This window comes from Gordonia sp. 11cp (genome assembly GCF_057767225.1).
In genome coordinates this window covers 3,876,823-3,902,276 of sequence record NZ_CM173437.1, presented here as the reverse complement: position 1 = coordinate 3,902,276, position 25,454 = coordinate 3,876,823, and the positions used below count along the sequence as shown (strand labels likewise).

Sequence of the window (25,454 nt, the reverse complement as noted above, 5' to 3'; positions counted from 1 at the left end):
ACGACACCCGACGACCGGAAAACGGGCAGGGGCGGATCGGACGGGTGGAGTCGACGACGGCACCGCCGTCAGCGGATCACGCTGCGCAGCTGCCTCGCCGCCACCGACAGGGTGGCCAGGCTCGTCGTCCCGGTCTCCTCGATCTCACGGAGCACGCTGCGCACCCGGCTCAGCCGGTTGGAGTGCGAGGACTCCCACTCGGCGATCTTCTCGGCCGTGCTCTCCTCGGGTTCGCTGACCTCGAGGATCTTCAGGGTCAGCGCCCGCAGCGCACCGTGCATGTCGTCGCGCACGGCCAGTCGCGCCAGCGCGTGCCACCGGTCGCCGTAGTCGAGTCCCGACACGGCCGTCAGCAGCTGTTCGAGCCCGAAGTGTTCCATCACCGCGAAGTACAGCTCGCCGACCTCGTTGTCGTCGCGGTCGGCGATCTCGGCGGCATCGATGATGTCGAGCAGGCAGAACCGGTGCAGGCTCGCCGCGACGGTGTGCGCGAGATCGTCGGGCACACCGTGATCGACGTAGGTCTGGGCGCGCTCGGCGACGTCGCGTCGCGAACTCGGTCCGTACCAGTCGCCGGCGACCGCCGACAACGCCGCCACCCGTTCGCCGTACCGGGTGATCTCGGCGGCCATCGCCAGGGGCTGCGGCCGGAAGGCGAGCAACCACCGCGAGGCCCGGAACAGCAGTCGGCGCGCGTAGAGCATCATCTCGTCGACGGCCTCGACCGGCGCGGGCGCGTGCCGGATGCCCTCGAAGACCTCGTTCATGCCGAAGACCTTGTTGGACACCACGTACGCGCGCACCCCCTCTTCGGTGGTGCAGCTGCTCCCCTCGCTCAACCGGAACAGATGGGTCATGCCCGCGTGGTCGATCACGTCGTTGACCAGCGTCGTCGCCACGATCTGGCGGCGGAGCCGATGCCCGCTGATCGCGTCGGGGTATCTCGCACGCACCGCGTCCGGGAAGTAGCGCGCGATGCGGGGCGCGAACACGTCGTTGTCGGGCAGGTCGGTGGCCAGCAGGTCGGATTTGGACTCGAGCTTGACGTGCGCCATCAACGTGGCGAACTCGGGCGAGGTGAGACCACGGTGCAGCTCGCCGTCGACTCGCCTGCGCAGCTCGCGCGGTTCGGGCAGTGCTTCCAGCCGGAGGTCGACGCCCCGCTTGGCCGCGAGGTGTTCGAGCATCCGGGCGTGGACCTCCACGCGTGTCAGCTCGAAGGACCGGCAGAACCCGAGTTCGGAGTTCTGCGAGATGTTGTCGGCGAGAACGAGTTCGGCGACCTCGTCGGTCATCGACTCCAGCAGCGGATCCCGATCGTCGGGGTCGAGCTCGCCCGCGGAGACCGCCGAGTCGAGCAGGATCTTGATGTTGACCTCGTGGTCGGAACAGTCGACACCGGCCGAGTTGTCCAGGGCGTCGGTGTTGATCCGACCTCCGGCGAGGTCGAACTCGATCCGTCCCCGCTCGGTGACCCCGAGATTGCCGCCTTCGCCGATCACCTTGGCCCGCACCTCGTTTCCGTCGACGCGAATCGGGTCGTTGGACTTGTCGCCGACGCTCCCGTGCGACTCGGTCGAGGCCTTGACATAGGTGCCGATCCCGCCGTTCCACAACAGGTCCACCGGGGCGAGAAGGATCGCGCGGATCAACTCGGGAGGCGAGAGTTCGTCGACGCCGTCGTCGATGCCCAGCGTCTCGGCCATCTGCGCGCTGATCGGGATCGACTTCCGGTCACGCTCCCACACCCCGCCTCCGTCGCTGATCAGCTCCGGGTCGTAGTCGGCCCACGAGGAGCGCGCCAGTCCGAACAGTCGTGAGCGTTCCGCGAACGACGTCGCCGCCTGCGGATCAGGGTCGACGAAGATGTGCCGGTGGTCGAAGGCGGCGACGAGCCGGATGTGCTCGCTCAGCAACATGCCGTTCCCGAACACGTCGCCGCTCATGTCGCCGATCCCGACGACGGTGAAGTCCTCCGACTGGGTGTCGGTGCCCATTTCGCGGAAGTGACGCTTGACCGACTCCCAGGCCCCGCGGGCGGTGATGCCCATGGCCTTGTGGTCGTAGCCGGCCGATCCACCGGAGGCGAAGGCGTCGCCGAGCCAGAACCCGTACGACTTCGACACCTCGTTGGCGATGTCGGAGAACGAGGCGGTCCCCTTGTCGGCCGCGACCACCAGGTAGGTGTCGTCGGAATCGAGGCGGACGACACCGCGGGCGGGGATCACCTCTCCGGTCGTGAGGTCGATGTTGTCGGTGACGTCGAGCAGGCCGGCGATGAACTGCCGGTAGCACGCGATCCCCTCGTCCCGCTGCGCCTCCCGGTCCTTCGCGGCGTCACCGGAGGGCGGCGGCGGTCGCTTGACGACGAAACCGCCCTTGGCGCCCAGCGGCACGATCACCGCGTTCTTCACCGCCTGCGCCTTCGCCAGTCCGAGGATCTCGGTTCGGAAGTCCTCCCGCCGGTCGGACCAGCGCAGACCACCACGAGCGACCGAGCCGAATCGGAGGTGCACCCCCTCCACGCGAGGTGAGTACACGAAGATCTCATGCAGCGGACGGGGTTTCGGGGTCTGCGGGATGTCGCGCGGGCGGAGCTTGAACGAGATGACCGGACTGTGGTCGGTGCCCGCGGACCGGCCGCCGACGAAGTAGTTCGTGCGGTCGGTCGCGGTGAGGACTGCGGCGAACGCGGAGACGATGCGGTCGGCGTCGAGATTCAGCACGAGTCCGATCTCCTCGTCGAGCTTGTCTCGCACCTGCTCCCGACGTTCCTCGTCGGCGGTGTCGGGGTCGAATGACGCCACGAACAGGTCGACGAGTCCGCGGGTGATGGCGAGATGCCGACCGAGGACACTGGCGACGTGAGCCGGGCTGTAGGAGAACCCGCACTGGCGCAGGTACTGCCCGTAGGCCCGCAGCATCGCCGCCGACCGCCAGTCCAGGCCTGCCCGGATGACGAGTTCGTTGTAGGCGTCGACGTCCGCGCCGGCGAGCCAGATGCGCCGGAACGCCTCGGTGAACCGTTGCGCGAGATCGTCCGAATGGTCGAGGTCCACGGTCATCCCGGCGGCGAGTTGCACGCTGAATTCGTATGCCCAGCACACCGTTTCATCGAGACGGTGGATCTCGTAGGGATGCTCCTCCAGTACGTCGAGCCCGAGGCTGTGCAGCACCGGGAGGACGTCGGTGAGTGTTGCCGACGCTCCGCAGAGGTAGAGCGTGAAGGTCCACCGGTCCTGCTGTCCGTCACCCTCGGCCGCGTCGAGGGTGACGTCGATCTCGCCCGGTTGCAGGCCCACGACGCGGATGAGGTCGGCGAGCGCGGCTCGCGGTTCGCGGAGTTCCTTGTAGTCCTCCGACAACGAGGACAGGTGGCGCAGCAGCACATCCGGGCCGCCGTCGAGTCCCGGGATCTCGTCGGCGACGGCCAGTTCACGGACCCGTTCGTCCCAGCCGCGGATCGCGGCGACCAGCGCGGCCTGCATCCGTGCGTGCGTCGGCGATCCGGTGTCCAGGGAACCGAGTTCGGCCGCGGTCGCCGGGTCGATGCAGACAAGCACCTGCAGCAACGCCAACGGCATCTCGCTGACCCGCGCCGTGTATTCCAGTGCGGTCCCGCCCACTTCGGCGACCAGCGCGCGTTCGAGGGCCAACCGGCTGTGGGTGTTGTAGCGGTCACGGGGCAGATAGATGAGCGCGACCGCGGTGCGTCCGTCGAAGTTGGTGCGCACGAACAGCCGCAGGGACCGGGTCGCCACCGCGTCGAGCATCTCGGTGACGCGGCGCTCGAGTTCGTCCTCGGTGGACGAGAACATCTCCACCAGCGGATAGTTCTGCAACAGCTCGATCATCGACTGCCCGGCGTAGGAGTCCTCCTCGACGCCCGCCTGCGCGAGGACGGCGTGCACCTTGCCCCGCAGCACCGGGACGTCGAGGACCGCCTGATGGTTGCCCGCCGAGGTGAGCGTGCCCAGGAACCGCTGCTCACCGATGTGTTCGCCGCTCGAGTCGAACGTCGGAACCTGGAGGAGCACAGGGAAATTCGTACGCTGGATGCCGGTCGCAACGAACACCCGGCTGACCCTGGGTACCAGCGGCTGGTCGGTCACCGGCGGGAAGTCACGGTCGATGGAGTCGGTTCGCCACACGCCGAGACGTTCGGTGTCGTCGGCGGACCCGTCCACCCCCACCCGCGAATAGCCCAGCGGATGGAAGTGGTTGCCCGCGAACCATTCGAGAAGCGCGGCGTACTCACCGCGATCCGCGTCGGCGGCCCCGGTCCGGCGCAGCGACGCATCGGCCAACCCGGCGGCACACTCGATCATGCGGGAGCGCATCTCCGACGCATCGGCATCGACGTCGATGACCCGCGAGACGACCTCTCGCAGGTCGTCTCGCAGCGGTTCCGGGTCGATTCCGGGGTGTCGTGCGAGACCGTTGACGACGATCCACGACTCGAACGTCGTCTCGCCGGTGTCCACGGCGACGAGCGTGCCGTCGGGATCGCGTCGTACCGGCATCACGGGATGATCCATGTGGTCGACGGTGAGATCGTGTGCCTCGACGGTGGCGAGAACGGCCTCGACGAGCATCGGCATGTCGTCGTTGACGACGAGGATCTCGACCGTCCCGCCCTCACCCGCGGTCACCTCGACGAGCGCCTGCCCCCGGCGACGGACCCGCGCGGCGTCGAGGTGTCTGACCACCTGGTCCGCAGCCGCCCCGCCGGCCGACCCGTCGGTCCGCGACCTGAAGTAGTGGTTCACCGCGTCCGGCACGAGTGAGGTCACATCTGCCGATGCTAGTCACCCGTGCCGGACGGGGCCGGGATTAATCGCGAGTCAGTTTGCGGTGGGTGACCCGATGGGGGCGGGCGGCATCGGCGCCGAGGCGATCGACCTTGTTCGCTTCATAGGCCTCGAAGTTGCCCTCGAACCAGAACCACTTGCCTTCTTCGACGTTGCCCTCCCACGCCAGGATGTGGGTACAGGTCCGGTCGAGGAACCAGCGGTCGTGGCTGATGACCACGGCGCAGCCGGGGAAGTTCTCGAGCGCGTTCTCCAGGGAACCGAGGGTCTCGACGTCCAGGTCGTTGGTCGGCTCGTCGAGCAGGATCAGGTTGCCGCCCTCTTTCAGGGTGAGCGCGAGATTCAGGCGGTTGCGCTCACCGCCGGAGAGGACCTCGGCCTTCTTCTGCTGGTCCGGCCCCTTGAAACCGAAGGCACTGACGTAGGCCCGCGAGGGCATCTCGTTCTGGCCGACCTCGATGTAGTCGAGTCCGTCCGAGACGACCTCCCAGACGTTCTTCTTCGGGTCGATGTTGGCGCGACTCTGGTCGACGTAACTCAGCTTGACCGTCTCGCCGACCTTCACGGTGCCCGAATCGGGCTGCTCGAGCCCGACGATGGTCTTGAACAGCGTCGTCTTGCCGACGCCGTTGGGTCCGATCACACCGACGATGCCATTGCGCGGCAGGGTGAAGGACAGATCCTTGATGAGAACCCGGCCTTCGAAGCCCTTGTCCAGGTGGGAGACCTCGACGACGACGTCGCCCAGACGCGGCGGCGTCGGGATCTGGATCTCCTCGAAGTCGAGCTTCCGCGTCTTCTCGGCCTCGGCGGCCATCTCCTCGTAGCGGGAGAGTCGCGCCTTGTTCTTGGTCTGTCGGGCCTTGGAGCCCGAACGAACCCACGCGAGCTCCTCCTTCAGGCGCCGCTGCAGCTTCTGGTCCTTCTTGCCCTGGACCTCGAGACGCTCGGCCTTCTTCTCCAGGTAGGTCGAGTAGTTGCCCTCGTACGGGTGCAGCTTGCCGCGGTCGACCTCACAGATCCACTGGGCGACGTGGTCGAGGAAGTACCGGTCGTGGGTCACGGCCAGCACGGCGCCCGGGTAGCTCGCGAGGAACTGCTCCAGCCACAGCACCGACTCGGCGTCGAGGTGGTTGGTCGGTTCGTCGAGCAGCAGGAGGTCGGGCTTCTGCAGCAGCAGCTTGCACAGCGCGACGCGGCGCCGCTCACCACCGGAGAGGTGGGTGACCGGGGAGTCGGCCGGCGGGCAGCGCAGGGCATCCATGGCCTGCTCGAGCTGCGAGTCGAGGTCCCAGGCGTCGTTGTTGTCCAGGTCTTCCTGGAGTTTGCCCATCTCCTCCATCAGCTCGTCGGAGTAGTCGGTGGCGAGCAGCTCGGCGATCTCGTTGAAGCGGTCGAGCTTGACCTTGATCTCACCCATCCCCTCTTCGACGTTCTCCTTGACCGTCTTCTCCTCGTTGAGGGGCGGCTCCTGGAGCAGGATGCCGACGGTGGCGTCGGGGTCGAGGAAGGCCTCACCGTTCGACGGCTGGTCGAGACCCGCCATGATCTTCAGGATCGACGACTTTCCGGCGCCGTTGGGTCCCACGACGCCGATCTTGGCGCCCGGGTAGAAGGACATGGTGACGTCGTCGAGGATGACCTTGTCGCCGTGTGCCTTGCGAACCTTCTTCATCGTGTAGATGAACTCAGCCACGTGAAAACTCCTTAGGACCTGTTCGATGCCGTGTGATTGTCAGCCGCGGAGGCGGGGGGTGGGCGCTGAGAGCGCACACACAATGAATCCAGCCTAGTCGCCGCCGGTTGCCGGGCGGCGGCCCGGTGGGCTGCGACCGGTTCGCTGTGCGCCGACTTTCGCGGGTCGGCGCGCAAGTGAGACGGTTTGCCGGGACAATGTCGTGGGGAAAGAGGGAGGGGCTGGGGTGAGGACGCCGTGCCGGTGCACGGCGTCGAGGAGATGGGAGCGGTCGATGGGTGGGGTACCCAGGTGGACGATCGTGTCCGTGGTTGTGGGCGTGATGGTCGGCTCCATGGGTGTCATCGCCTGCGGCCCGCCGCCACGAGAGTGTCCGACGACGATCTCACCCCTGTCCGGCCCGGCCGGGGACTGCCTGCGGTTCGGAGTCAGCACCCCGAGCGGCCCGCTCCGGCCGGCCGAGGTCGCCGCGGTCACGGAGCTGGTCGGGGTACGGCCGACCGTCAATCTCTTCTTCGAGGACTTCACCGCCATCCCCCCGATCGCCGCCCTCGACGCGGTGGTCGCGGCGGGCGCCGAGCCGGTGGTCACCTGGGAGCCGTGGCGCCATCTCGGTGGCGACGACTACGACCGGGGCGCGTTCTCGATGTCCTCCATCGTCGCCGGGACCCACGACGACTACCTGTACCGCTGGGCCGACGAACTCCGCGCCTGGGGCCAGGTCGTCTACCTGCGGTTCGCGCATGAACCGAACGGCGACTGGTACCCGTGGAGTCCCGCGGGCGGGACTCCCCCCGAGCTCTACATCGCCGCGTGGCGGCATGTGCACGACCTCTTCGCCTCCAAGAACGCGAGCAATGTGAAGTGGGTATGGGCTCCGAACGTCCCCCTCGCCGACGACGCTCCCCTGTCCCGCTGGTATCCGGGAGACGGGTACGTCGACGTCCTGGGGATAGACGGTTACAACTGGGGAGCGGTGCCCGGCCATCGATGGACTCCGCCGGAGGAGCTGTTCTCCGGTTCGCTGGACCAGCTTCGTAACTTGTCGCCGGAGAAACCGATACTCGTCACAGAGGTCGGATCGGCGGAAGCCGGTGGTTCCAAGGCCGAATGGATCGCGGACCTGGTGACCTACCTCGACGAGGCCGACGACGTCACCGGCTTCGTCTGGTTCGACCACGACAAGGAAGCGGACTGGAACTTGGGCAGCACGGCAGCAGCGGGCGCGGCGATGGCGCGCGCACTCGAGGAAGCAGGACTCAGGTGACTGTGATGGACGCACACATCGACGCCGACCTCGAAGAGGCACGCCTGCACTCGATGCAGCAGCTGAACGTTCTCGACTCGCCGCCGGAGGACCGGTTCGCGCAGATCACCCGCATGGCGAAAGCCGTGTTCGGCGTACCGATGTCGACGGTGTCACTGCTCGACCGCGATCGACAGTGGTTCAAGGCGTCCGACGGCATCGACCTGCAGGACCTGCCGCGCGAGCAGACGGTCTGCCAGGTGACCGTGGCCCGCGCCTACGAGCACCCCGAGGACCCGGCCCTCATCATCCCCGACCTCTCGAAGGTCCCGACCTTCGCCGCAATCCCCCAGATCGCCGCCGAGGACGGCATCCGCTTCTACGCGGGGTATCCGCTGTACGGCCCCGGCGGGCACCCCGTCGGGACGTTCTGCCTCTACGACACCCGACCGCGCGAGCTGACCGCCGACCAGCACGCGGCCTTCCGCGAGATGGCCGCGTGGGCACAACGGGAGATCACCAACACCGACGACCTGGAACGCGCCGCGCTCGTGCAGCGCCAGTTGTTGCCGCCGCCCCTCGACGTCGTCCCGGGCTGGTCGATCGCGGCGATGTGCCTGCCCGCCTTCGCCGTCGGCGGAGACTTCTACGACCACTACCCGTGGAGCGGCGGCCTGGTGTTCACCGTCGCCGACGTGATGGGCAAGGGCCTCGGCGCGGCGATTCTCACGGCGACGGTCCGGTCGGCGATCCGCGCGGCATCCCGTGCCCTCGGTGCCGCCGCGCGGGACGCGACCGACACCGACCTCGCACAGGTGGTGGGCACGGTCGCCGACCAGCTCGCCGACGACTTCGCCGGCACCGAGACGTTCGCGACCGCGTTCCACGCGCGGCTGAGCACCGACGACGGCCGGCTCGAATACGTGGACGCCGGACACGGCCTGTCGGTCGTCCGCCGGGTCGGCGGTCAGGTGGAGTCATTGAACGGCGGCGGATTGCCGATCGGCATCCTGCGCGACGAGACCTGGGACACCGCGCGGGTCGACCTGGGCCCGGGCGACATGCTGATCATCACCTCCGACGGTCTGCTGGACCTGCTGCCGTCCGGCGACGAGGCGGCGCTGCGCGCGCTCTTCGACGACACCGCCACACCTACGGAGGTGTGCTCGATGGTGAGCGAGCTCGTGGCCTCGCGATCGCCGATCGACGACGTGACCGTCGTGGCCATCCGGCGTGACGAGACCGGATGAGCGAGAGCGTGGAGGAGGCCACCCTCGCACGGACGGCGCCGTCGCCATGGTTGCGCCTGCTGATCGTCGCCGCCGCGATCCTCGGACTCAACTACATCGTGTGGCGCTGGCTGGCCTCGGTGAACTGGGACGCGTGGTGGATCGCGGTGCCGCTCGTCGTCGCCGAGACGTACAGCCTGATCGACTCGTTGCTGTTCGGTCTGACGATGTGGCGGCTGCAGCACCGCCCCGAACCACCTCCCCCACCCGAGGGCGCCACGGTGGACGTCTTCATCACCACCTACAACGAGCCGCTGGATCTCGTGATGAAGACCGCTGTCGCGGCGAAGGCGATCACGTATCCGCACACGACATGGATCCTCGACGACGGTGACAGGGCCGAGATCGCCGACGCGGCGGAGCGGGCGGGCATCGGGTACATCACCCGGTCGTCGAACTGGTTGGACAAGCCGCGCCATGCCAAGGCCGGCAACCTCAACAACGCGCTGATGCAGACCGACGGTGAGTTCCTGCTCATCCTCGATGCCGACCAGATCCCCGAACCCCAGATCCTGGATCGGACGCTCGGTTACTTCCACGACGAGAAGATGGCCCTCGTCCAGACGCCGCAGTACTTCGTCAACGTCCCGCCCTCGGACCCGCTCGGCAGTCAGGCGCCGCTGTTCTACGGGCCGATCCAGCAGGGCAAGGACGGTTGGAACGCCGCGTTCTTCTGCGGGTCCAACGCGGTGCTGCGCCGGGAGGCGTTGATGCAGCTGGGCATCACCCAGTACGTCTCCGCCGTCGCCGACGGCATCGATCGAGCCCTGCGCACCGCGCGGTCGGTGCTCAAGTCGACGCGCAAACAGGTGGGGCGCGACAACCCCACCGTCACGGCCGCCCTCGATGCCGTCGACGCGGCGGTCAAAGACGCACGCGCACAGCTGAAGAAGAAGGAGCCGCTGGCCGACATCACCTACCGGTTCCAGGCCCGCGTCGACGAGGCGGCGCGCGGCCTCGCCGACGCCGATGTCGAGGCGATGCGTGCCGATCTGGAGGCGATCGAGGCGCTCACCGAGCTGAGCGAACAGGAACCGGGCGCCGGCGCCGTCGACTACGACGCGCTCGCGGTCCTCGCCGAGCGCGAGTGGTCTCCGCTGGGTGCCATCGAATCGATCCGCGCCATGGTCGAGGCCGTCGACGTCGGGAGATCCGACGAGGCCCAGCCAATGCTGCCCCTCGCCACCATCTCGGTGACCGAGGACATGGCGACCTGCATGCGTCTGCACGCCCTCGGCTGGAACTCCGCATACCATCACGAGAACCTCGCCTTCGGCCTGGCGCCCGAGGACCTGAAAACGATGGTGACACAGCGGCTCCGGTGGGCACAGGGCACGATCCAGGTGATGTTGCGGGAGAACCCGCTGGTCCAGAAGGGCCTCACCATCACCCAGCGGCTCATGTACTGGGCGACCATGTGGAGTTATCTCGCCGGGTTCGCGGCCATCGCCTACATCGCGGCACCGGTGGTCTACCTGGTGCTGGGCATCCTGCCCGTGCAGGCCTACAGCTGGGACTTCTTCCTGCGGCTCATCCCGTTCCTGGTGGTCAATCAACTGCTGTTCCTGGTGGTCGCCCGGGGCACGCCGACGTGGCGCGGTCAGCAGTACAGCCTCGCGCTGTTCCCGGTGTGGATCAAGGCCTGTACCACGGCATTCCGCAACGTCTACATGAACCGTCCACTCGGATTCGCGGTGACCCCGAAGACCAAACAGTCGCAGGATGCGCTGCCGTGGCACATCGTTCGGCCACAGCTGATCGCGATGGCGGTACTCGTGGTGGCGTCGGTGATCGGCATCGTGCAGCTGTACCGGGGCGCCATCTCCGTTCTCGGTGTGGGTGTGAACCTGTTCTGGGTACTGTTCGACCTGGTGATCCTGAGCGTTGTCATCATCGCGGTGCGTTACCGCGGTCCCGATGAGGAAAGGCAGTGATGGCGAATTTCGCAACCCGCAGCGTCGACGGGGGTGCCGTGGTGATCCGACCCGAGGGCCGGCTCAACATGGTTGCCGCCCCACGACTGCGAGACCAGTTGCACGAGTTGGTCGGGTCGGGATCGTCGAGGATCGTCGTCGACCTGTCCGGCACCGACTTCATCGATTCGTCGGGACTGGGCGCGCTCGTCTCCGGTCTCAAGGTGGCGCGCCAGGCCGGCGGCGACCTGCGGATCGCCGCCCCCACACCGCAGGTGGTCACCGTGCTCGAGTTGACCAATCTCAATCGCGTTCTCCGCGTGCACCCGTCCGCCGATTCCGCATTCGACGGGGCCTGACGGGTATCGACCCGCTCACCCAGAGATCGAGGACCCCGCGATGACCGAGAACACCGCGACCCGCACCCTCGAGGAGATCACCTCCCTCGAGACGATGGACCACATCCACGCACTGCTCGCCGACCTCCTCGCCGAGTGCCCCATCGACGACATGGACGCCATGCAGTTCGAACTCGCGGTCGCCGAGATCGGCGCGAACATCGTCGAACACGCCCGTGAGGGCTCCACCGTCACGTTGCGTCTCGAACTCGAGGTCACAGCTGATCGGATCGAGGCCCGATACTCCGACGACGGGAACCCCGCGCGCGTCGATCTCGACGCGGTCAGCCTGCCCGACGACTTCGCCGAACGCGGTCGAGGACTGGCCATCGCGATCAACGTCCTCGACGAACTCGCCTACCGCCGCGCCGACGGCAAGAACCACTGGCGACTGGTCCGGAACCGTTCGGCCTGAACCATTTTCGCGTCACCACCCGGTGCCCTCGGGTCACGCTGCCGACTCCTGGGTTGCTTGGGCGGTCGCCGGGACAGGTGCATCGGCTCCGCGCCCCTGGGCGGGTGTGCCCCGATAGGTGACGACACAGCGACTCAGGTCGAGTCCGACGGCCACCGCGGTCATCTCGAGGTCGGAGCGCCGTGACCCGTCCGCCGACGGGTACTCGTTGGTCTTGATCTGACCGTGCGCCATCACCGGCCGCCCCTTGGCGATCGCCAGGCCGACACCGGTGAGCAGGCGTCGCCAGCAGCTGATCGTGAGATACAGCGTCGGCCCGTCGCTCCACTCGCCGGTGCTCTTGTCGATGCGGCGCGAGGTGCACGCCACGCGGAAGGAGATCACATCCTCGCCGGTGGTCGTCTGCCGCCGGCGGGGATCGGACACTACGGTTCCGATGACGGTCGTGTACGTCTCAAACATGGTCGTCTCCTACGGGTGTCGGCCACGGGAAGGTGTGGCCGCATCAGCATCACACCCGACGACCCCGTCAGACGTCGAGCTTGCGCGGCTGTGGAGAACTCGGCGGGTTACCCACAGATCTCGGTGCACCCGGCGCTCGGCGCCCTAGACTCGCGGAATGCGGATGCGAGTGTTCCTGGTCGGTCTGATCGCGGCGACCATCATGCTGGTTGCGCCGCCCCTCTCGGGCGCGGCCCCGAGTACACAGACTGCGTTGACGGGTCTGACCGAGGCGATCGCCGGCCGACTCGCACTCGCCGACACCGTCGCCGCGACGAAGTGGGCATCCGGCGCGGCGATCGACGACCCGGCACGCGAACAGGTGGTCCTCGACACGGTGTCGCAGTTGGCGCTCGATCGCGACCTCGACCCCGCCTACGTCCGCAGCGTGTTCCGCGACCAGATCGAGGCGAGCAAGACCGTACAGCGCGGGCTGTTCGCCCGGTGGCAGCTACCCGGTCAGACGGCGCCGCCCGCGACACCGGATCTCGACCCGGTCCGGACGGCGATCAACAAGTTCAACGTCGCCATCGTCGACGAACTGGCGGCCGCGGGCGAACTCGTGACGAGTCTTCGGTGCCCACCGGCGCTGATCGCCGCATCCGCTGCGGCCGCAGACGGTTTCAACTTCGATGCGCTGCACATCAGTGCCCTGATCCAAGCCGGGTCGTCGGTCTGCGCGGTGCCGACCGGGTCCGGCTGAGCCTGTCGGCGCTCAACCGCGCTTGTTGAGTTCCTTGAGCATCTCGTTGTAGCTACCGAGGTCGGCGTCGTGGTCGCGTTCCGCGTTGCGGTCGTAGCGTCGCGCCTGCCGGGTGTCGCTGCGCTGCCACTGCACGAAGAGCGCGAGCAGGACCACCACCAGCGGGATCTCCCCTGCGGCCCAGGCGATTCCGCCACCGACGCGCTGGTCGTCGAACAGGTCGTAGTTCCACGGGAGATTCAGTCCACGGTAGTAGGCCTCGGCGATGACCGCGGTCGTCATCATGAGCGCGATGCCGAAGAACGCGTGGAACGGTATCGAGGCCATCACGATGCCGAGCTTCGCCACCGGTGACACCTGACGCGGCGCCGGGTCGATGCCGATGACCAGCCAGTAGAACAGGTAGCCGCTGAGCAGGAAGTGGAGGTTCATCAGCAGGTGCGCCGCGTGATACTGGACCACGGCCTCGTACAGACCGCCCAGATAAAGGACGTAGAAGCTGCCGACGAACATGATCGCGGCGATCAGCGGGTGGGTCAGGATCCGGGACGGCGCCGAGTGCACACCCAGCTGGATCCATTCGCGCGGGCCCGGCGGATTGCCCCGGCCGGCCGGCGGCAGTGCCCGCAGCGCGAGCGTCACCGGGCCGCCGAGCACCAGCAGTACCGGCACCATCATCGACATCAGCATGTGCGCGATCATGTGGATGCTGAACATCGCCGGGGCGTAGCGGCCGAAGCCCGACGACGTCGCCAGCAACAGCAGCAGACACCCGAGGACCCACGCCACGGTACGTCCGACCGGCCAGGCGTCGCCGCGTCGCCTCAGGCGGATCACACCGCGCAGATACACGACGGCGAGCACGATGGCCGCGAGCCCGAAGATCAGGTCGAAGCGCCACTCGGTGAGGAGGCGGACGAACGTCGGCGCACCGTCGAGGTCGTACCCGATGGCGTTCTCGGTCGCGGAGATCTGCGCGGTGTCGACGACGGGCGGCGGCGTCCGGCCCAGACCCACGGCGAGACCGAAGGTCGCGGCGAACACCGCGAGTTCGACGAGCCCGAAGCGGACGAACAGCGAGGGCCGTTCGTCGGAGTCCAGCTGCGCGATGGTCACCCGGCGATGCCAGGCACCGAGCCCGCCGAGCACGACGAGGGCCACCACCTTGGCCACGACGAGACGGCCGTAGGTGTCGGTGAACAGGTCACCCAGCGGTACCCGGACCAGGGCGTTGACGACACCGCTGGCGCCGACGACGAGGATGCACCAGAACGCGACGCGCGAGAAGCGTCGGACCGCCAGGGCACGCCAGTGTCCATCGGCGAGGGCGTACACGACGACCGCCGCGAGGCCGCCGAGCCACAGCGTCGCGCCGATGATGTGCAGGATCAGGCTGTTGGTGGCGACGTCGTGGTTGCCACCCGACGAGGAGTGGCCTGCCAGGGCCGACGGCATCAGGCTGAAGACGGAGAACGCGATCACCGCGATCGTCGGACCCCAGTGCAGCGTCATCCGCGCGATGATGGCCGCGACCAGCGCGAACAGCGCAGTCCAGAACCACGTGCGCACCTCGGCGACCTGGCTGTAGGCGGTGAGCAGGTTGGCGGGTCGGATCGTCTCCGACAGGGGCGCCCCACTGACCTCCGAGGCCGACAGCGGCATGAGCAGGAGGGCACACACCGACCACGTCAGCGCGCTGGCCGCACCGATCCGGATCGCGCGGTATCCCCCGACGTCGAGGACTCCGCTCGCCTGGGGCGGCACGAAGAACGCGGCGAACACGGCCGAGCCGAGTGCGATCGCCGCGGCGAACTCGCCGACCGCAGTGAGCGCCGGCGCCCCGTACGTGGTCAGCGGACCGGGATCGGGCACGCCGGTCAGCCGGAGGGCCGACGCCGCGGAGATCGCGGTGACGGCGACAGCGACGATCGCGGCGAGCCAACCCGATGCCCACAGGATCGCGGTGACGACGCCGCGCGGTTCGTTCATCGCGTCGCGATGCTGCTCCGCGGAGGCGGGCGTCGACGTGCGGGTCATCCCTCAACTGTAGGACCGGCAACTGACGCGATCCCAATTCGACCTGGCCCGCGGTGGCGCACGGCATACCCGCGGCCGTGTCGTAGACTCTCTCTGCCCGACGCCTCGTGTCGCTCGTCACGCGCGCGCCGGTCAGCCTCCGTAGCTCAGGTGGATAGAGCAAGGGCCTTCTAATCCCTAGGTCGCAGGTTCGAGTCCTGCCGGGGGCACCAGGGTGAATTGAGCACAGCGGTCTACGCCCTTGGCTCGGCCGGGACGTCTGGTCGTGCGTCCTTGAATCGCCGGTCGGTTCTGTCGCTTGACAAATGCCGACCTCAAACCGGTGCTGCACGTGGCCGGGCACCGCAGGAAGCGGTGAACGTCGCTTGTCTGCATCCTCTACCGGCCGTTGTCGGCGGGACCTGCCACGCTGGCACGCATGGTAGGGCAACGCCAAACACTCTTCGATGACATAGAACGAACCGACGCCACGCCGGCGACCCATCAAGAGTCGGACTTCGAGTTCCTCAACCGCGTCGCGGGTGTCTATTGGGAGCACCCTCGTGCGCTTATGCAGGAATGGCTTGATCGAATTCCCGGCGAGCAGGAGTATAACGACTTGCTGCAGCGCTTCCGGTCGCGCGATAACGAGCAATTCCGCAGCGCATTCCTTGAACTCTATTTGCACGAAATTCTTGTTAGGTCTGGATACACAGTCGAGATCCATCCCGAGGTACCGGGTAGCAATCGCCGACCGGACTTCCTGGCTGCGCGCGACGATCTCCGGTTTTTCGTCGAGGCCATCGCGCCGGGTTCGGCCCCTGCCGACAAGGCGGCAGCGCAACGGCGAGCTGTACTGTTTGACACGGTGAATCGGTTGAACGATCCCAACTTTCTGCTGTGGCTTGTCGAGCTCGACGAGGGGAAGTCGCCGCCCGCCTCGGCACGCCTTCGTAAGGACCTTCGGCGCTGGCTAGGAGAGCTCGACCCTGACGCCCCGTGGGTGGGAAAGGAAGCCCCCACGCGCCGCTGGAAACACGACGGCTGGGCGGTTACGTTCCGGGCAATCCCGAAGAAGCCCGAAGCCAGAGGGACGAAACTGAACGACCGGGCGATTGGTGTCTACGGGCACACCGGTGTCGACTTCATCAATGACGCACCGGCAATCAAAAAGGCACTCATGGCCAAGCACCGAGAATACGGAGACCTAGGGGCGCCCTTCATCGTCGCGGTCGGCACTTACAGCCACGACACGGACCGTTGGCATAGCAGCAACGCTTTATACGGACACATTGCCGTCCAGATCGGTGAGGCGCCTGACGGTTCGACGGTGACCGAGGAAGTCAGGCAGCCTGATGGCTTCTTCGGCACACCACCCGAGTGGACCAATCGAAACGTCTCCGGCGTTCTCCTGGTTAACCAGCTCATGCCTTACCACGTTCAGCGAGCGGAGACGACCCTCTGGCGGCATCCGAATCCAGACCACGAGCTTCCCGAGGCGATTGGGCTGCCGGGAGACACGGTAACCCTCGCCGAAAGCACTTTGAATGTGGACTCAGCACTGATGAGGGCCGACGACTTCTTCGGACTCCCGGACCCTTGGCCACCTGGCGACGCGTGGCCCGAGACCATGTAGGCGAGCACCTTCCGTTACGAACCAGCCCCCCCAGAACGGGAACCGTTCAGGGCACTCCGTGCGTCATAGTCCTGCCCCACAGATCGGTGGGTCGCGACCCCTGGAGGATCATGACGCTCCCCGGCCCACTCTCCGGTTTTCCGCCCCTGCCATCCGGTCCGCTGTCAGCGGGCCGACGTGACCAAACCGACTCGGCGACTTCGCTGTTCGGTGTCGATCCCGCCGAGGTCCAGGAGATCGCCCGCGTCTGGCAGTCTGCCGGGATCGCCATCCACGCCGCTGATGTCGAGGCCATCGGCGCGGTCATCGGCCCGTCGAGCCGGGTCGCTCGGGCACTGTCCGCGACCGCCCACCCCGCGCGCTCGGCGGTCGACTCGGTCGGCGAGCGCCTGACCGTGATGGGCAGAATGCTGCGGATGTTCGACGCGTCGACGAGTGCCGCCGACGTCCGCTCGGGCGCGCGGTTCCGCGACCTCGAGGACCGCTGATGCGGCCCACCGTCTCGCAGTTGCGCGCGTGGAGTCCGCAGTCGTTCGCCGACGCCGGTTCTGCGGCGTCCGGTGTCGCGGAGTCCCTCGACGCCGGCATCGGTACCGCGGTCCGAGCCTTCGACTCGGCGTCGTCGTGGTCGGGTGACACGCATGATGCGGCGCATCAGGTCCTCTGGGCGGAACACGATCATGCCGGCGAGATACGCAACGTGCTGCACATGGTCGCCGACGAGGCGACCGACGCCGGCGCCGACCTCGACCACGCGCGCGACTTCGCGCTGGGCGTCGTCCGAGGGGCAGAAAATCTGGGCTTCACCGTCTTCGACGACGGCACCGTCACCCACCCCGACGCCGGTCTCGCCGGACAGGCCACCCTTCTCGCGGGTTCCGTCTCCGACGCCCTCGACACCGTGGACATCCTCGACGAACGCTATGGCGAACGACTCGAGGGTTTCGCCGCCGATCTCGCGTCGATGAGCACCGGTCAGCCCGATGTCCGGCTGCCGGGCGGTACGGCATCCGATGCCGACGCGGCGGTCCGATTGTTGGAGACGCTGACGCCGACCCGGGTCCGGGACGTCGTGGAACAGATGAGCCCAGCCGATGTGCGCCGCCTGATGCAGGCGAACCCGCATGTCATCGGGAACCTGCCAGGTGTCCCGTTCGCGATCCGTGCCCAGGCCAACGAGATCAACATCCGCAACGCGCTCGCCGACGAGGTCGAGGCCGGCCGCGGACAGGGACTCCGAGCTCGGACTCTGCGGGGGCTGCTCGACCCCCTGCCCGAACCGAGCGCTGAAGCATCCCGCCGCGGCGACGACGGACTCGTCGAGCGGACCTTCATCACCTTCGTCAACACACCTCGGGGCCGCATGGTCGAGATGATCGGATCGCTGCGGTCCGACACCACCAACACCGCGACCTATGTCCCCGGTACCGGCACCACTCTCGACACCGTGGTCGGTCGCAACCGCACAGCTGCAACCGAACTCGCGGCGCGTACGGGCGGCCCGGTGTTCCTCTACCTCGACGGTGACCTGCCGCCGGACCTGCGCGCGGCGGCGCGCACGAGCTTCGCCGCCGCGATGGCGCACCGTCTGGAGTTGTTCGGTTCCGAACTCGACGCCGAGATCGCTCGTCACGCGCCCGCGGCGACCACCACCTACATCGGCCACAGCTACGGCGGATCGGTCGTGGGCTCGGCCGAACAACTCGGCCTGTCCGTCGACCGGGTCGTCTACGCCTCATCGGCGGGCACCGGCATCTACGCCACCCCGCACCCCGCGGGCGTCGAGCGGTACTCGCTCACCTTTCCCGGCGACCCGATCCACTACGTGCAGTCTTTCCCCGGGAACCCCCACGGCCACGACCCCGACACCGCGCCCGGCGTGATCAGGCTCGACACCGGCACAGTCGACGTAACCGGCCGCCCAGTCGACGAAAACGGGCGCACAGTCGACGGAAACGGGCGCACGGTCGACGGGGGTCTCGTCACGCACGGCGCCTACTGGAACGACCCGGAATCAACGGCCTTCCAGAACATGGTGAAGGTCATCACCGGCGCAGACCCCGACCTCTACGTGCCGCGCCGGCCCGACGTCCCCGAACTCCCGCCGCCTCTCGGTGCGCCCGCTCCGCTGTGGTGGCTGTACCTCTTCAGCGATCGCGCCGACGGCGACATCGATCTGCCGGGCCCGGTCCCCGACATTCCGTTACGTCTCCCGTGGTGACTGCCCGTTTCTGCCGACGTCGACCGTCCCCCGCCATCGACCGATGAGTCGCATGGAGTGATAGATGACCAGCGCCGCGACCGACCCCAGGGAGATTCCGGCGAAGACGAGGTCGCCGACCTGCCAGGTGTAGTCGGCGATGCCGATGATCAGCGGGATCGCGGCGGTGAACTGGTTGATCGGCTTGGAGAAGTCGACCTTGTTGCTCACCCAGATCTGCACGCCGATCACGCCGACCAGACCGTAGAGCGCGGTCGTGACACCGCCGAGCACGCCGGGCGGAATCGCGGCGATCACGGCGCCGACCTTGGGCGACAGCCCCAGCAGGATCGCGGCGCCGCCGGCCACCCAGTAGGCCGCGGTCGAGTACACCTTGGTCGCCGACATCACGCCGATGTTCTCGGCATACGTCGTCGTGGCCGAACCGCCGCCACTGCCGGCCAGCATCGTGGCCAGTCCGTCCGCAGCCAAGGCGCGCCCCATGGTGGCGTCGTAGTCTTTGCCGGTCATCATCGCCACCGACTTGACGTGGCCGATGTTCTCCACGACGAGGACCAGCACCACGGGGAGGAAGAGAGGCAGGACACCCAGATCGAAGGTGGGTGTCTGGAAGTCGGGCAGACCGATCCACGCCGCATCGCCGATACCGGAGGTGTCGATGAAGTCGTTGTCGCTGTCGATCCGGTCGAGGACCAGCGCGAGGACATATCCCACCACGACGCTCAGGAAGATCGCGAGCCGTCCGAGCAAGCCCCGGAACAGGACCGCGGAGGCGACCAGCAACACCAGCACGATGGTTGCGAGAACGGGGTCCTCGACGAAGTTGTTCTTGGCCGCCGGAGCGAGGTTCAGACCGATCAGAGCGACGATCGCGCCGGTCACCACCGGCGGCATCAGGGTCTCGATCCATCGGACGCCGGCGAAATGGCTGATGAGTCCGATGACCACGAGCATCGCGCCGACCGCCACCAGCCCGCCCAGCGCCGACGACGCACCGTCGGACGCGACGGCGGCCGTCACCGGCGCGATGATGGCGAAGCTCGAACCCAGGTAGCTGGGCAGACGGTTGCGGGTGATCAGCAGGAACAGGATCGTGCCGACGCCGGAGAAGAACAGGGTCGTCGACGGCGGGAATCCGGTCAGCACTGGTACCAGGAAGGTCGCGCCGAACATGGCGACCACGTGCTGCAGACCGATGCTGACCGTGCGCGGCCAGGTCAGCCGTTCCTCCGGTGCCACCACCACGTTGTCGGTCAGCTTCCACGACAGCAGATTCCGAGACCTCGTCTCCGGTTCGTCCATGCCGAACAGTCTGCGGCACGGAGGTCATCGTCGCCTCACTTCGGGGTCGGGCCTCCCCCGCGGCCCAGACGGCGTGCATATGCAACTCGACTCATATACACCTCGTTGCATAGTGCGTTGTTGCACGGTATTTTGCTCTCATGGCGCTCGAACACGCGATTCTGGTGTCGCTGGCCGAGCGACCAGGAACGGGCTATGAGATCGGTCAGCAGTTCGATCGCAGCATCGGCTACTTCTGGTCGGCCACTCACCAGCAGATCTACCGGACGCTCAAGAAGCTCCTGGACGACGACCTGGTCAGCGTCGAATCGGTCAGCCAGGACGGCCGCCCGGACAAGAAGGTCTACACGATCTCCGACGCCGGCCGTGACGCTCTCGCCGACTGGGCGATGAGTCCGACACCGCTGCAACCGCTTCGCAGCGACATCGGGGTGAAGCTACGGGCCGCGGAATTCGGTGACCTCGCCGCGATCATCGGTGAGCTGAAGGCGCACCGCGATGAACATCTCGCACAGCTCAAGCTCTACACCGGTTTCCAGGACGACTACTACCCCGATCCCGACGCGCTCACCGGTCGCAAGCTGCACCAGTACCTCGTTCTCCGTGGCGGTATCCGGCAGGAGCAGGGATACATCGAATGGTGCGACGAGGTCATCCACGGACTCGAACGCGAACTGTCCCAGAGCTGAGTTCGCAACGCCCGCAGCCCAACTACACAGCCCACCAAGGTTCACCGAGATGAAAGGTCGCGCCATGTCAGCCCCGACGGCACAACCGAACCAGCACTATCCGCACCTGTTCACGCCGTTGCAGATCGGCGGCATGACCATCGAGAACCGATTGGTCATGGGGTCGATGCACACCGGCCTCGAAGACCGGTTCTGGGACACCGACAAACTGGCCGCCTACTTCGCGGAGCGGGCCAAAGGTGGTGCGGGACTGATCATCACCGGCGGTTTCGGCACGAGCCGGACCGGCCTGCTCGCGTTCGCCGGCGGCAAGATGACCAACGTCGTCGACATGACCCGCCACAAGCGCGTGACCAAAGCCGTGCACGACGAGGGCGGCAAGATCGCCATGCAGCTGATCCACGCCGGGCGTTACGGCTATACCCCGTTCAAGGTCGCGCCCGGCACCGATCCGTCGCCGATCCACCCGTTCAAGCACCTTCGAATGACCGAGCCGATCATCCGCCACGTCATCAAGTCGTTCGGCCAGTCCGCCAAGCTCGCCCGCAGAGCCGGCTACGACGCCATCGAGATCATGGGCGGCGAGGGCTACCTCATCAACCAGTTCCTCTGCCCGCACACCAACGATCGCACCGACAAATGGGGCGGCAACACCGAGAACCGCCAGCGTTTCCTGGTCGAGGTGATCAAGGAGATCCGCCGACAGGTGCCCCGCGACTACCCCGTGATCCTGCGCCAGTCGATCGCCGACCTCATCCGCAAGGGACAGACCTGGGACGAGGTCGCGCTGATGGCGCGCAAGGCCGAGCAGTACGGCGTCGACGCGATCAACACCGACATCGGTTGGCACGAGGCCCAGGTCCCCACGATCGTGACCTCGGTGCCCCGCGGCGCATTCGTGAAGTTCACCGAACGTCTCCGCGACGAGGTGTCGATCCCGCTGATCGCGGCCAACCGCATCAACACCCCCGAACTCGGCGAGGAGATCCTCACGAACGGACGCGTCGACGCCATCCAGATGGCCCGCCCGTTCCTCGCCGATCCCCACCTGGCGAACAAGGCCCGCGAGGGTCGGTCCGACGAGATCAACACCTGCATCGGCTGCAATCAGGCCTGCCTCGACCATGCCTTCGTCGGCAAACACGTGTCGTGCCTGGTGAACCCGATCGCGGGTCGCGAGACCACGCTCATCCTGGGTCCGACGCGAAAGGCCAAGCGCGTGGCAGTGATCGGCGCGGGCCCGGCCGGCCTGTCGGCCGCCGTCGCCGGCGCACAACGCGGTCACAAGGTCACCCTGTTCGAGGGCGGTGACGCGATCGGCGGCCAATTCTCCATCGCCTCAAAGATTCCCGGCAAGGAGGAGTTCAAGGAGACGATCCGCTATTTCACCCGCCAGATCGAGGTGCTCGGCATCGAGGTCCGGCTGAACACCCGCGCCGACGCCGACTCCATCATCGCCGAGAAGTTCGACGACGTGATCGTCGCGACCGGCGTCGTGCCGCGCATACCGAGCTTCCCCGGCGTCGACCACCCGATGGCGATGTCCTACGCCGACGCGGTGCTCGGGCATCGGGAGATCGGCAAACGTGTGGCCGTGATCGGTGCCGGCGGAATCGGTTTCGACGTGAGTGAGTTCCTCACGACCGACGAGTCGCCGACCTTGAACCTCAAGGAATGGGAACAGGAATGGGGCGTCACCGAGGACCCGGAGAAGCCCGGCTTCGTCACCAAGCCACGGCCGCTCCCCCCGGTGCGCCAGGTCTACCTGGTCCAGCGCAAGGCCGGTAAGCAGGGCAAGTCGCTCGGCAAGACCACCGGCTGGGTGCATCGCGCGACGATGAAGATGAAGGGTGTCGAGCAGATCAGCGGCGCCACATACGACAAGATCGACGACCAGGGACTGCATCTGAGCTTCCGCGACGACGAGGGCAACGTCACCGACACCCGCGTCCTCGAGGTCGACAACGTGGTGATCTGTGCGGGCCAGGAATCGGTACGCGATCTCATCGACCCGTTGACGTTGGCCGGTGTCACCACGCACGTCATCGGCGGCGCCGACTACGCGGGCGAGCTCGACGCCAAGCGTGCGATCCGCCAGGGCACCGAGGTCGCCGCGGGTATCGACTGACGGTCGGCCTCGGCGTGAGAGGCGGCGGCTACCATTGCGACATGCCGGTACCGCCGCCCTCCGCCACCGCCCGCGCCGTCGTCACCGGGGCCTCGTCCGGGATCGGACGGGAACTCGCACGCGCGTTGGCCGCTCGTGGCCACTCGGTGGTCCTCGTCGCCCGCCGCGGTGAGCTTCTCGAAGAGCTCGCCGGCGAACTGCGCACGGCACATGAGGTCTCGGTCGAGGTCCGTGCCGTCGATCTGTCCGACCCGACGAAGGTAGAGGTGCTGGCCGCCGAGTTCGCTGGTCGCGACATCTCGATTCTCTGCAACAACGCGGGCATCGCGACGTTCGGTCCGGTCACCGACCTCGACGCCGACTACGAACGCGCGCAGGTCCGGTTGAACGTCAACGCCGTCCACGACCTCACCCTGGCAGTGCTGCCGCAGATGGTGAAACGCGGCTCGGGCGGCATCCTGATGGTCGGCTCGGCGGCCGGGAACATGCCGATCCCCAACAATGCGACGTACGCGGCGTCGAAGGCTTTTGTGAACAGCTTCAGCGAGTCGCTGCGCGGTGAGGTGTCCGGGCAGGGCGTCCACGTCACCCTCCTCGCACCCGGACCGGTACGTACCCACACCCCCACCCCCGACGAGGCGTCGATCGTCGACAAGGTCGTGCCGGACTTTCTGTGGCACTCGTCGGCCAAGGTCGCCGAGATGAGTCTGGATGCATTGGCGCACAACAAGATGCGCGTAGTACCCGGCAGCCTGTCGAAGGCGATGTCGGTCGCCGGTGGATACACACCACGCGCAGTGGTGGCGCCGATCGTCGGCGGGTTCTACCGCAAGTTCAGCGCCGAATAACGGCGGTCAGTGCCGCCGGCGACGCCCCGTGCCGAAGATCGCGCGGCTGAACTCACGCCCGGCCGCGCTCGCCGCCGATCGCAGGAAACTCTGCATCGGCTTGCTCGTGAGCACCTCGGTCAGCAGCCCTGGTTCCTCCGGCGCGGGACCCGGTGCGGGTGTCGGGGCGGGCGCAGGCGGTGGTGCCGGAACCGGTGCCGGCGCGTCGGCGGACTCACCAGGTCCGAGGGTGTTCGCCGCGAGCATCTCGTAGGCGGACTCCCGATCGACCGGCGTGCCGTACTTCGCATACAGCGGCCCGGATTTCGCGGCCCCCGTGATCGCGTCGGCGCCGATCGCCTCCATTGCCGACCGTGGCGCTCGGATCACCGTCCAGGCGACCGGTGTCGGCGCGCCGCGCTCGGACAGCACCGTCACGATCGCCTCGCCCGTGCCGAGGGACGTCAGCGCCTGCTCGAGGTCGTAGATCTCCGACACCGGATAAGTCTTGACCGTCGTGCGCAGCGCCTTCTGGTCGTCGGGGGTGAAGGCGCGCAACGCGTGCTGGACTCGTGCACCGAGCTGCGAGAGCACCTCGTTGGGGATGTCGGTCGGCAGCTGAGAGCAGAAGAACACGCCGACGCCCTTCGACCTGATCAGTTTGACCGTCTGGACGACCTGGTCCACAAACGCTTTCGACGCGTCGTCGAAAAGCAGATGCGACTCGTCGAAGATGAAGACGAGCTTGGGTTTGTCGAGGTCGCCGACCTCGGGCAGGAACTCGAAGAGGTCGGCCAGGATCCACATGAGAAAGGTGGAGAACAGGGCGGGTCGGGCCGCCTGCGTGCCGAGCTCGAACAGCGTGATGATTCCGCGCCCATCGGCCGCCGTCCGGATGAGGTCGGCGGGATCGACTTCGGGTTCGCCGAAGAACGTGTCACCGCCGTCGGCCTCGAGATTCGTCAGCGCGCGCAGGATCACGCCCGCGGTCTGTCGCGACACCCCGCCGATCCCTTTCAGTTCGGCCTTACCCTCGTCGCCGGTGAGGAATGCGATGACCGACCGCAGGTCCTTGAGATCGAGAAGCGGTAGGCCCTTCTTGGCCGCCCAGTGGAAGATCAGGCCCAGCGTCGATTCCTGAGTCGCGTTGAGCCCCAACACCTTGCTGAGCAGAATGGGCCCGAACGAGGTGATGGTCGCGCGGATCGGCACCCCGATCCCCTCCGAACCCAGCGAGACGAACTCGACCGGGTGTGCCGCGGGCTGCCAGTCGTCGCCGGTCTGCTGGGCTCGGTCGACGATCTTGTCGTTGCTCGCACCAGCCCGGCTGAGCCCGGACAGGTCGCCTTTGATGTCGGCCATGACGACCGGCACGCCGTTGCTCGACAATTGCTCGGCGATCAGCTGCAACGTCTTGGTCTTCCCGGTCCCGGTCGCTCCGGCGACGAGTCCGTGCCGGTTCATCATCGACAACGGGATACGCACCTTGGCCTCGGGATCGACCTGCCCCGAGACCGAGACCGCCCCCAGTTCGAGTGTGGGTGTGGTGAACGCGTATCCGGCGGCGACACTCTGTGCTGGACTGCCCTGTGCTGGACTACCCTCGGCGGGACTGGAGGCTTCGGTCACGAGCACACGATAGCCCGCGGGCGCCGATCTCCCG

The 25,454-nt window shown here is 67.3% G+C and carries 18 protein-coding genes and 1 tRNA gene; 13 read left to right on the top strand and 6 right to left on the bottom strand.

Annotated elements, in window-relative coordinates:
* Positions 1–68: 68 nt before the first annotated feature.
* Both AC3B6C_RS17420 and ettA read right to left on the bottom strand, forming a co-directional pair.
* Positions 69–4,793 carry an NAD-glutamate dehydrogenase gene (locus AC3B6C_RS17420; protein ID WP_488373613.1) on the bottom strand — a complete coding sequence of 1,575 codons (4,725 nt, stop codon included), beginning with the start codon at positions 4,791–4,793 and terminating at the stop codon, positions 69–71.
* 40 nt (positions 4,794–4,833) lie between these two features.
* Positions 4,834–6,507, bottom strand: coding sequence for an energy-dependent translational throttle protein EttA (ettA, locus tag AC3B6C_RS17415; RefSeq protein ID WP_010841650.1), 1,674 nt, complete (start codon positions 6,505–6,507; stop codon positions 4,834–4,836).
* Positions 6,508–6,781: 274 nt separating this feature from the next.
* Here ettA and AC3B6C_RS17410 point away from each other — a divergent pair, with 274 nt between their 5' ends.
* Genes AC3B6C_RS17410 through AC3B6C_RS17390 form a run of 5 tightly spaced genes read left to right on the top strand, consistent with a single transcriptional unit; the run spans position 6,782 to position 11,768 of the window.
* On the top strand, positions 6,782–7,774 hold the full coding sequence (locus AC3B6C_RS17410; protein ID WP_488373612.1) for a glycoside hydrolase family 26 protein: 993 nt from the start codon (positions 6,782–6,784) through the stop codon (positions 7,772–7,774).
* A complete protein-coding gene (locus AC3B6C_RS17405) occupies positions 7,771–9,003 on the top strand; it encodes a PP2C family protein-serine/threonine phosphatase (protein ID WP_488373611.1) in 1,233 nt (410 codons plus the stop codon). The genes AC3B6C_RS17410 and AC3B6C_RS17405 overlap by 4 nt, the downstream gene beginning before the upstream one ends.
* Positions 9,000–10,976, top strand: a complete 1,977-nt coding sequence (locus AC3B6C_RS17400; protein ID WP_010841653.1) for a glycosyltransferase family 2 protein — start codon at positions 9,000–9,002, stop codon at positions 10,974–10,976. The genes AC3B6C_RS17405 and AC3B6C_RS17400 overlap by 4 nt, the downstream gene beginning before the upstream one ends.
* Positions 10,976–11,314, top strand: a complete 339-nt coding sequence (locus AC3B6C_RS17395; protein WP_004019580.1) for an STAS domain-containing protein — start codon at positions 10,976–10,978, stop codon at positions 11,312–11,314. The genes AC3B6C_RS17400 and AC3B6C_RS17395 overlap by 1 nt, the downstream gene beginning before the upstream one ends.
* Positions 11,315–11,354: 40 nt before the next feature.
* Positions 11,355–11,768: an ATP-binding protein gene (locus tag AC3B6C_RS17390; RefSeq protein ID WP_014926414.1), complete on the top strand. Its 414-nt coding sequence runs from the start codon at positions 11,355–11,357 to the stop codon at positions 11,766–11,768.
* 33 nt (positions 11,769–11,801) lie between these two features.
* Here AC3B6C_RS17390 and AC3B6C_RS17385 read toward each other — a convergent pair whose 3' ends face one another.
* Complete coding sequence (locus AC3B6C_RS17385) at positions 11,802–12,230, bottom strand: single-stranded DNA-binding protein (protein WP_488373610.1); 429 nt, start codon at positions 12,228–12,230, stop codon at positions 11,802–11,804.
* A 157-nt stretch (positions 12,231–12,387) separates the two neighbouring features.
* Here AC3B6C_RS17385 and AC3B6C_RS17380 point away from each other — a divergent pair, with 157 nt between their 5' ends.
* Positions 12,388–12,972 carry a chorismate mutase gene (locus AC3B6C_RS17380; protein WP_488373609.1) on the top strand — a complete coding sequence of 195 codons (585 nt, stop codon included), beginning with the start codon at positions 12,388–12,390 and terminating at the stop codon, positions 12,970–12,972.
* Between the two features lie 12 nt (positions 12,973–12,984).
* Here the strand turns inward: AC3B6C_RS17380 and AC3B6C_RS17375 are convergent, their stop codons facing one another.
* The gene (locus tag AC3B6C_RS17375) at positions 12,985–15,009 is read right to left on the bottom strand and encodes a bifunctional copper resistance protein CopD/cytochrome c oxidase assembly protein (protein ID WP_488373608.1); all 2,025 of its coding nucleotides are present in this window, start codon (positions 15,007–15,009) and stop codon (positions 12,985–12,987) included.
* 135 nt (positions 15,010–15,144) lie between these two features.
* Between AC3B6C_RS17375 and AC3B6C_RS17370 the strand changes: the two genes are divergently transcribed.
* The 4 genes from AC3B6C_RS17370 to AC3B6C_RS17355 all read left to right on the top strand — a co-directional run bounded on the left by AC3B6C_RS17370 (position 15,145) and on the right by AC3B6C_RS17355 (position 18,845).
* Positions 15,145–15,221, top strand: a tRNA-Arg gene (locus AC3B6C_RS17370).
* A 206-nt stretch (positions 15,222–15,427) separates the two neighbouring features.
* Positions 15,428–16,624 carry a hypothetical protein gene (locus AC3B6C_RS17365; RefSeq protein ID WP_488373607.1) on the top strand — a complete coding sequence of 399 codons (1,197 nt, stop codon included), beginning with the start codon at positions 15,428–15,430 and terminating at the stop codon, positions 16,622–16,624.
* A 110-nt stretch (positions 16,625–16,734) separates the two neighbouring features.
* Complete coding sequence (locus AC3B6C_RS17360; protein WP_488373606.1) at positions 16,735–17,112, top strand: hypothetical protein; 378 nt, start codon at positions 16,735–16,737, stop codon at positions 17,110–17,112.
* Entirely contained in the window at positions 17,112–18,845 is a 1,734-nt protein-coding gene (locus AC3B6C_RS17355; protein ID WP_488373605.1) for an alpha/beta hydrolase, read from the top strand. Before AC3B6C_RS17360 ends, AC3B6C_RS17355 begins: the two co-directional genes overlap by 1 nt.
* Here AC3B6C_RS17355 and AC3B6C_RS17350 read toward each other — a convergent pair.
* Positions 18,828–20,147, bottom strand: a complete 1,320-nt coding sequence (locus tag AC3B6C_RS17350) for a uracil-xanthine permease family protein (protein WP_055474740.1) — start codon at positions 20,145–20,147, stop codon at positions 18,828–18,830. The genes AC3B6C_RS17355 and AC3B6C_RS17350 overlap by 18 nt on opposite strands.
* Before the next feature lie 140 nt (positions 20,148–20,287).
* Between AC3B6C_RS17350 and AC3B6C_RS17345 the strand changes: the two genes are divergently transcribed.
* From AC3B6C_RS17345 to cmrA, 3 genes are all read left to right on the top strand, one after another.
* A complete protein-coding gene (locus tag AC3B6C_RS17345; RefSeq protein ID WP_010841661.1) occupies positions 20,288–20,836 on the top strand; it encodes a PadR family transcriptional regulator in 549 nt (182 codons plus the stop codon).
* A 64-nt stretch (positions 20,837–20,900) separates the two neighbouring features.
* A complete protein-coding gene (locus tag AC3B6C_RS17340; RefSeq protein WP_010841662.1) occupies positions 20,901–22,964 on the top strand; it encodes an NADPH-dependent 2,4-dienoyl-CoA reductase in 2,064 nt (687 codons plus the stop codon).
* A 41-nt stretch (positions 22,965–23,005) separates the two neighbouring features.
* Positions 23,006–23,812 (top strand): mycolate reductase, encoded by an 807-nt coding sequence (cmrA, locus tag AC3B6C_RS17335; protein ID WP_488373604.1) that lies wholly within the window; start codon positions 23,006–23,008, stop codon positions 23,810–23,812.
* 6 nt (positions 23,813–23,818) lie between these two features.
* Here the strand turns inward: cmrA and AC3B6C_RS17330 are convergent, their stop codons facing one another.
* The gene (locus tag AC3B6C_RS17330) at positions 23,819–25,426 is read right to left on the bottom strand and encodes a helicase HerA-like domain-containing protein (RefSeq protein ID WP_488373602.1); all 1,608 of its coding nucleotides are present in this window, start codon (positions 25,424–25,426) and stop codon (positions 23,819–23,821) included.
* Positions 25,427–25,454 lie beyond the last annotated feature (28 nt).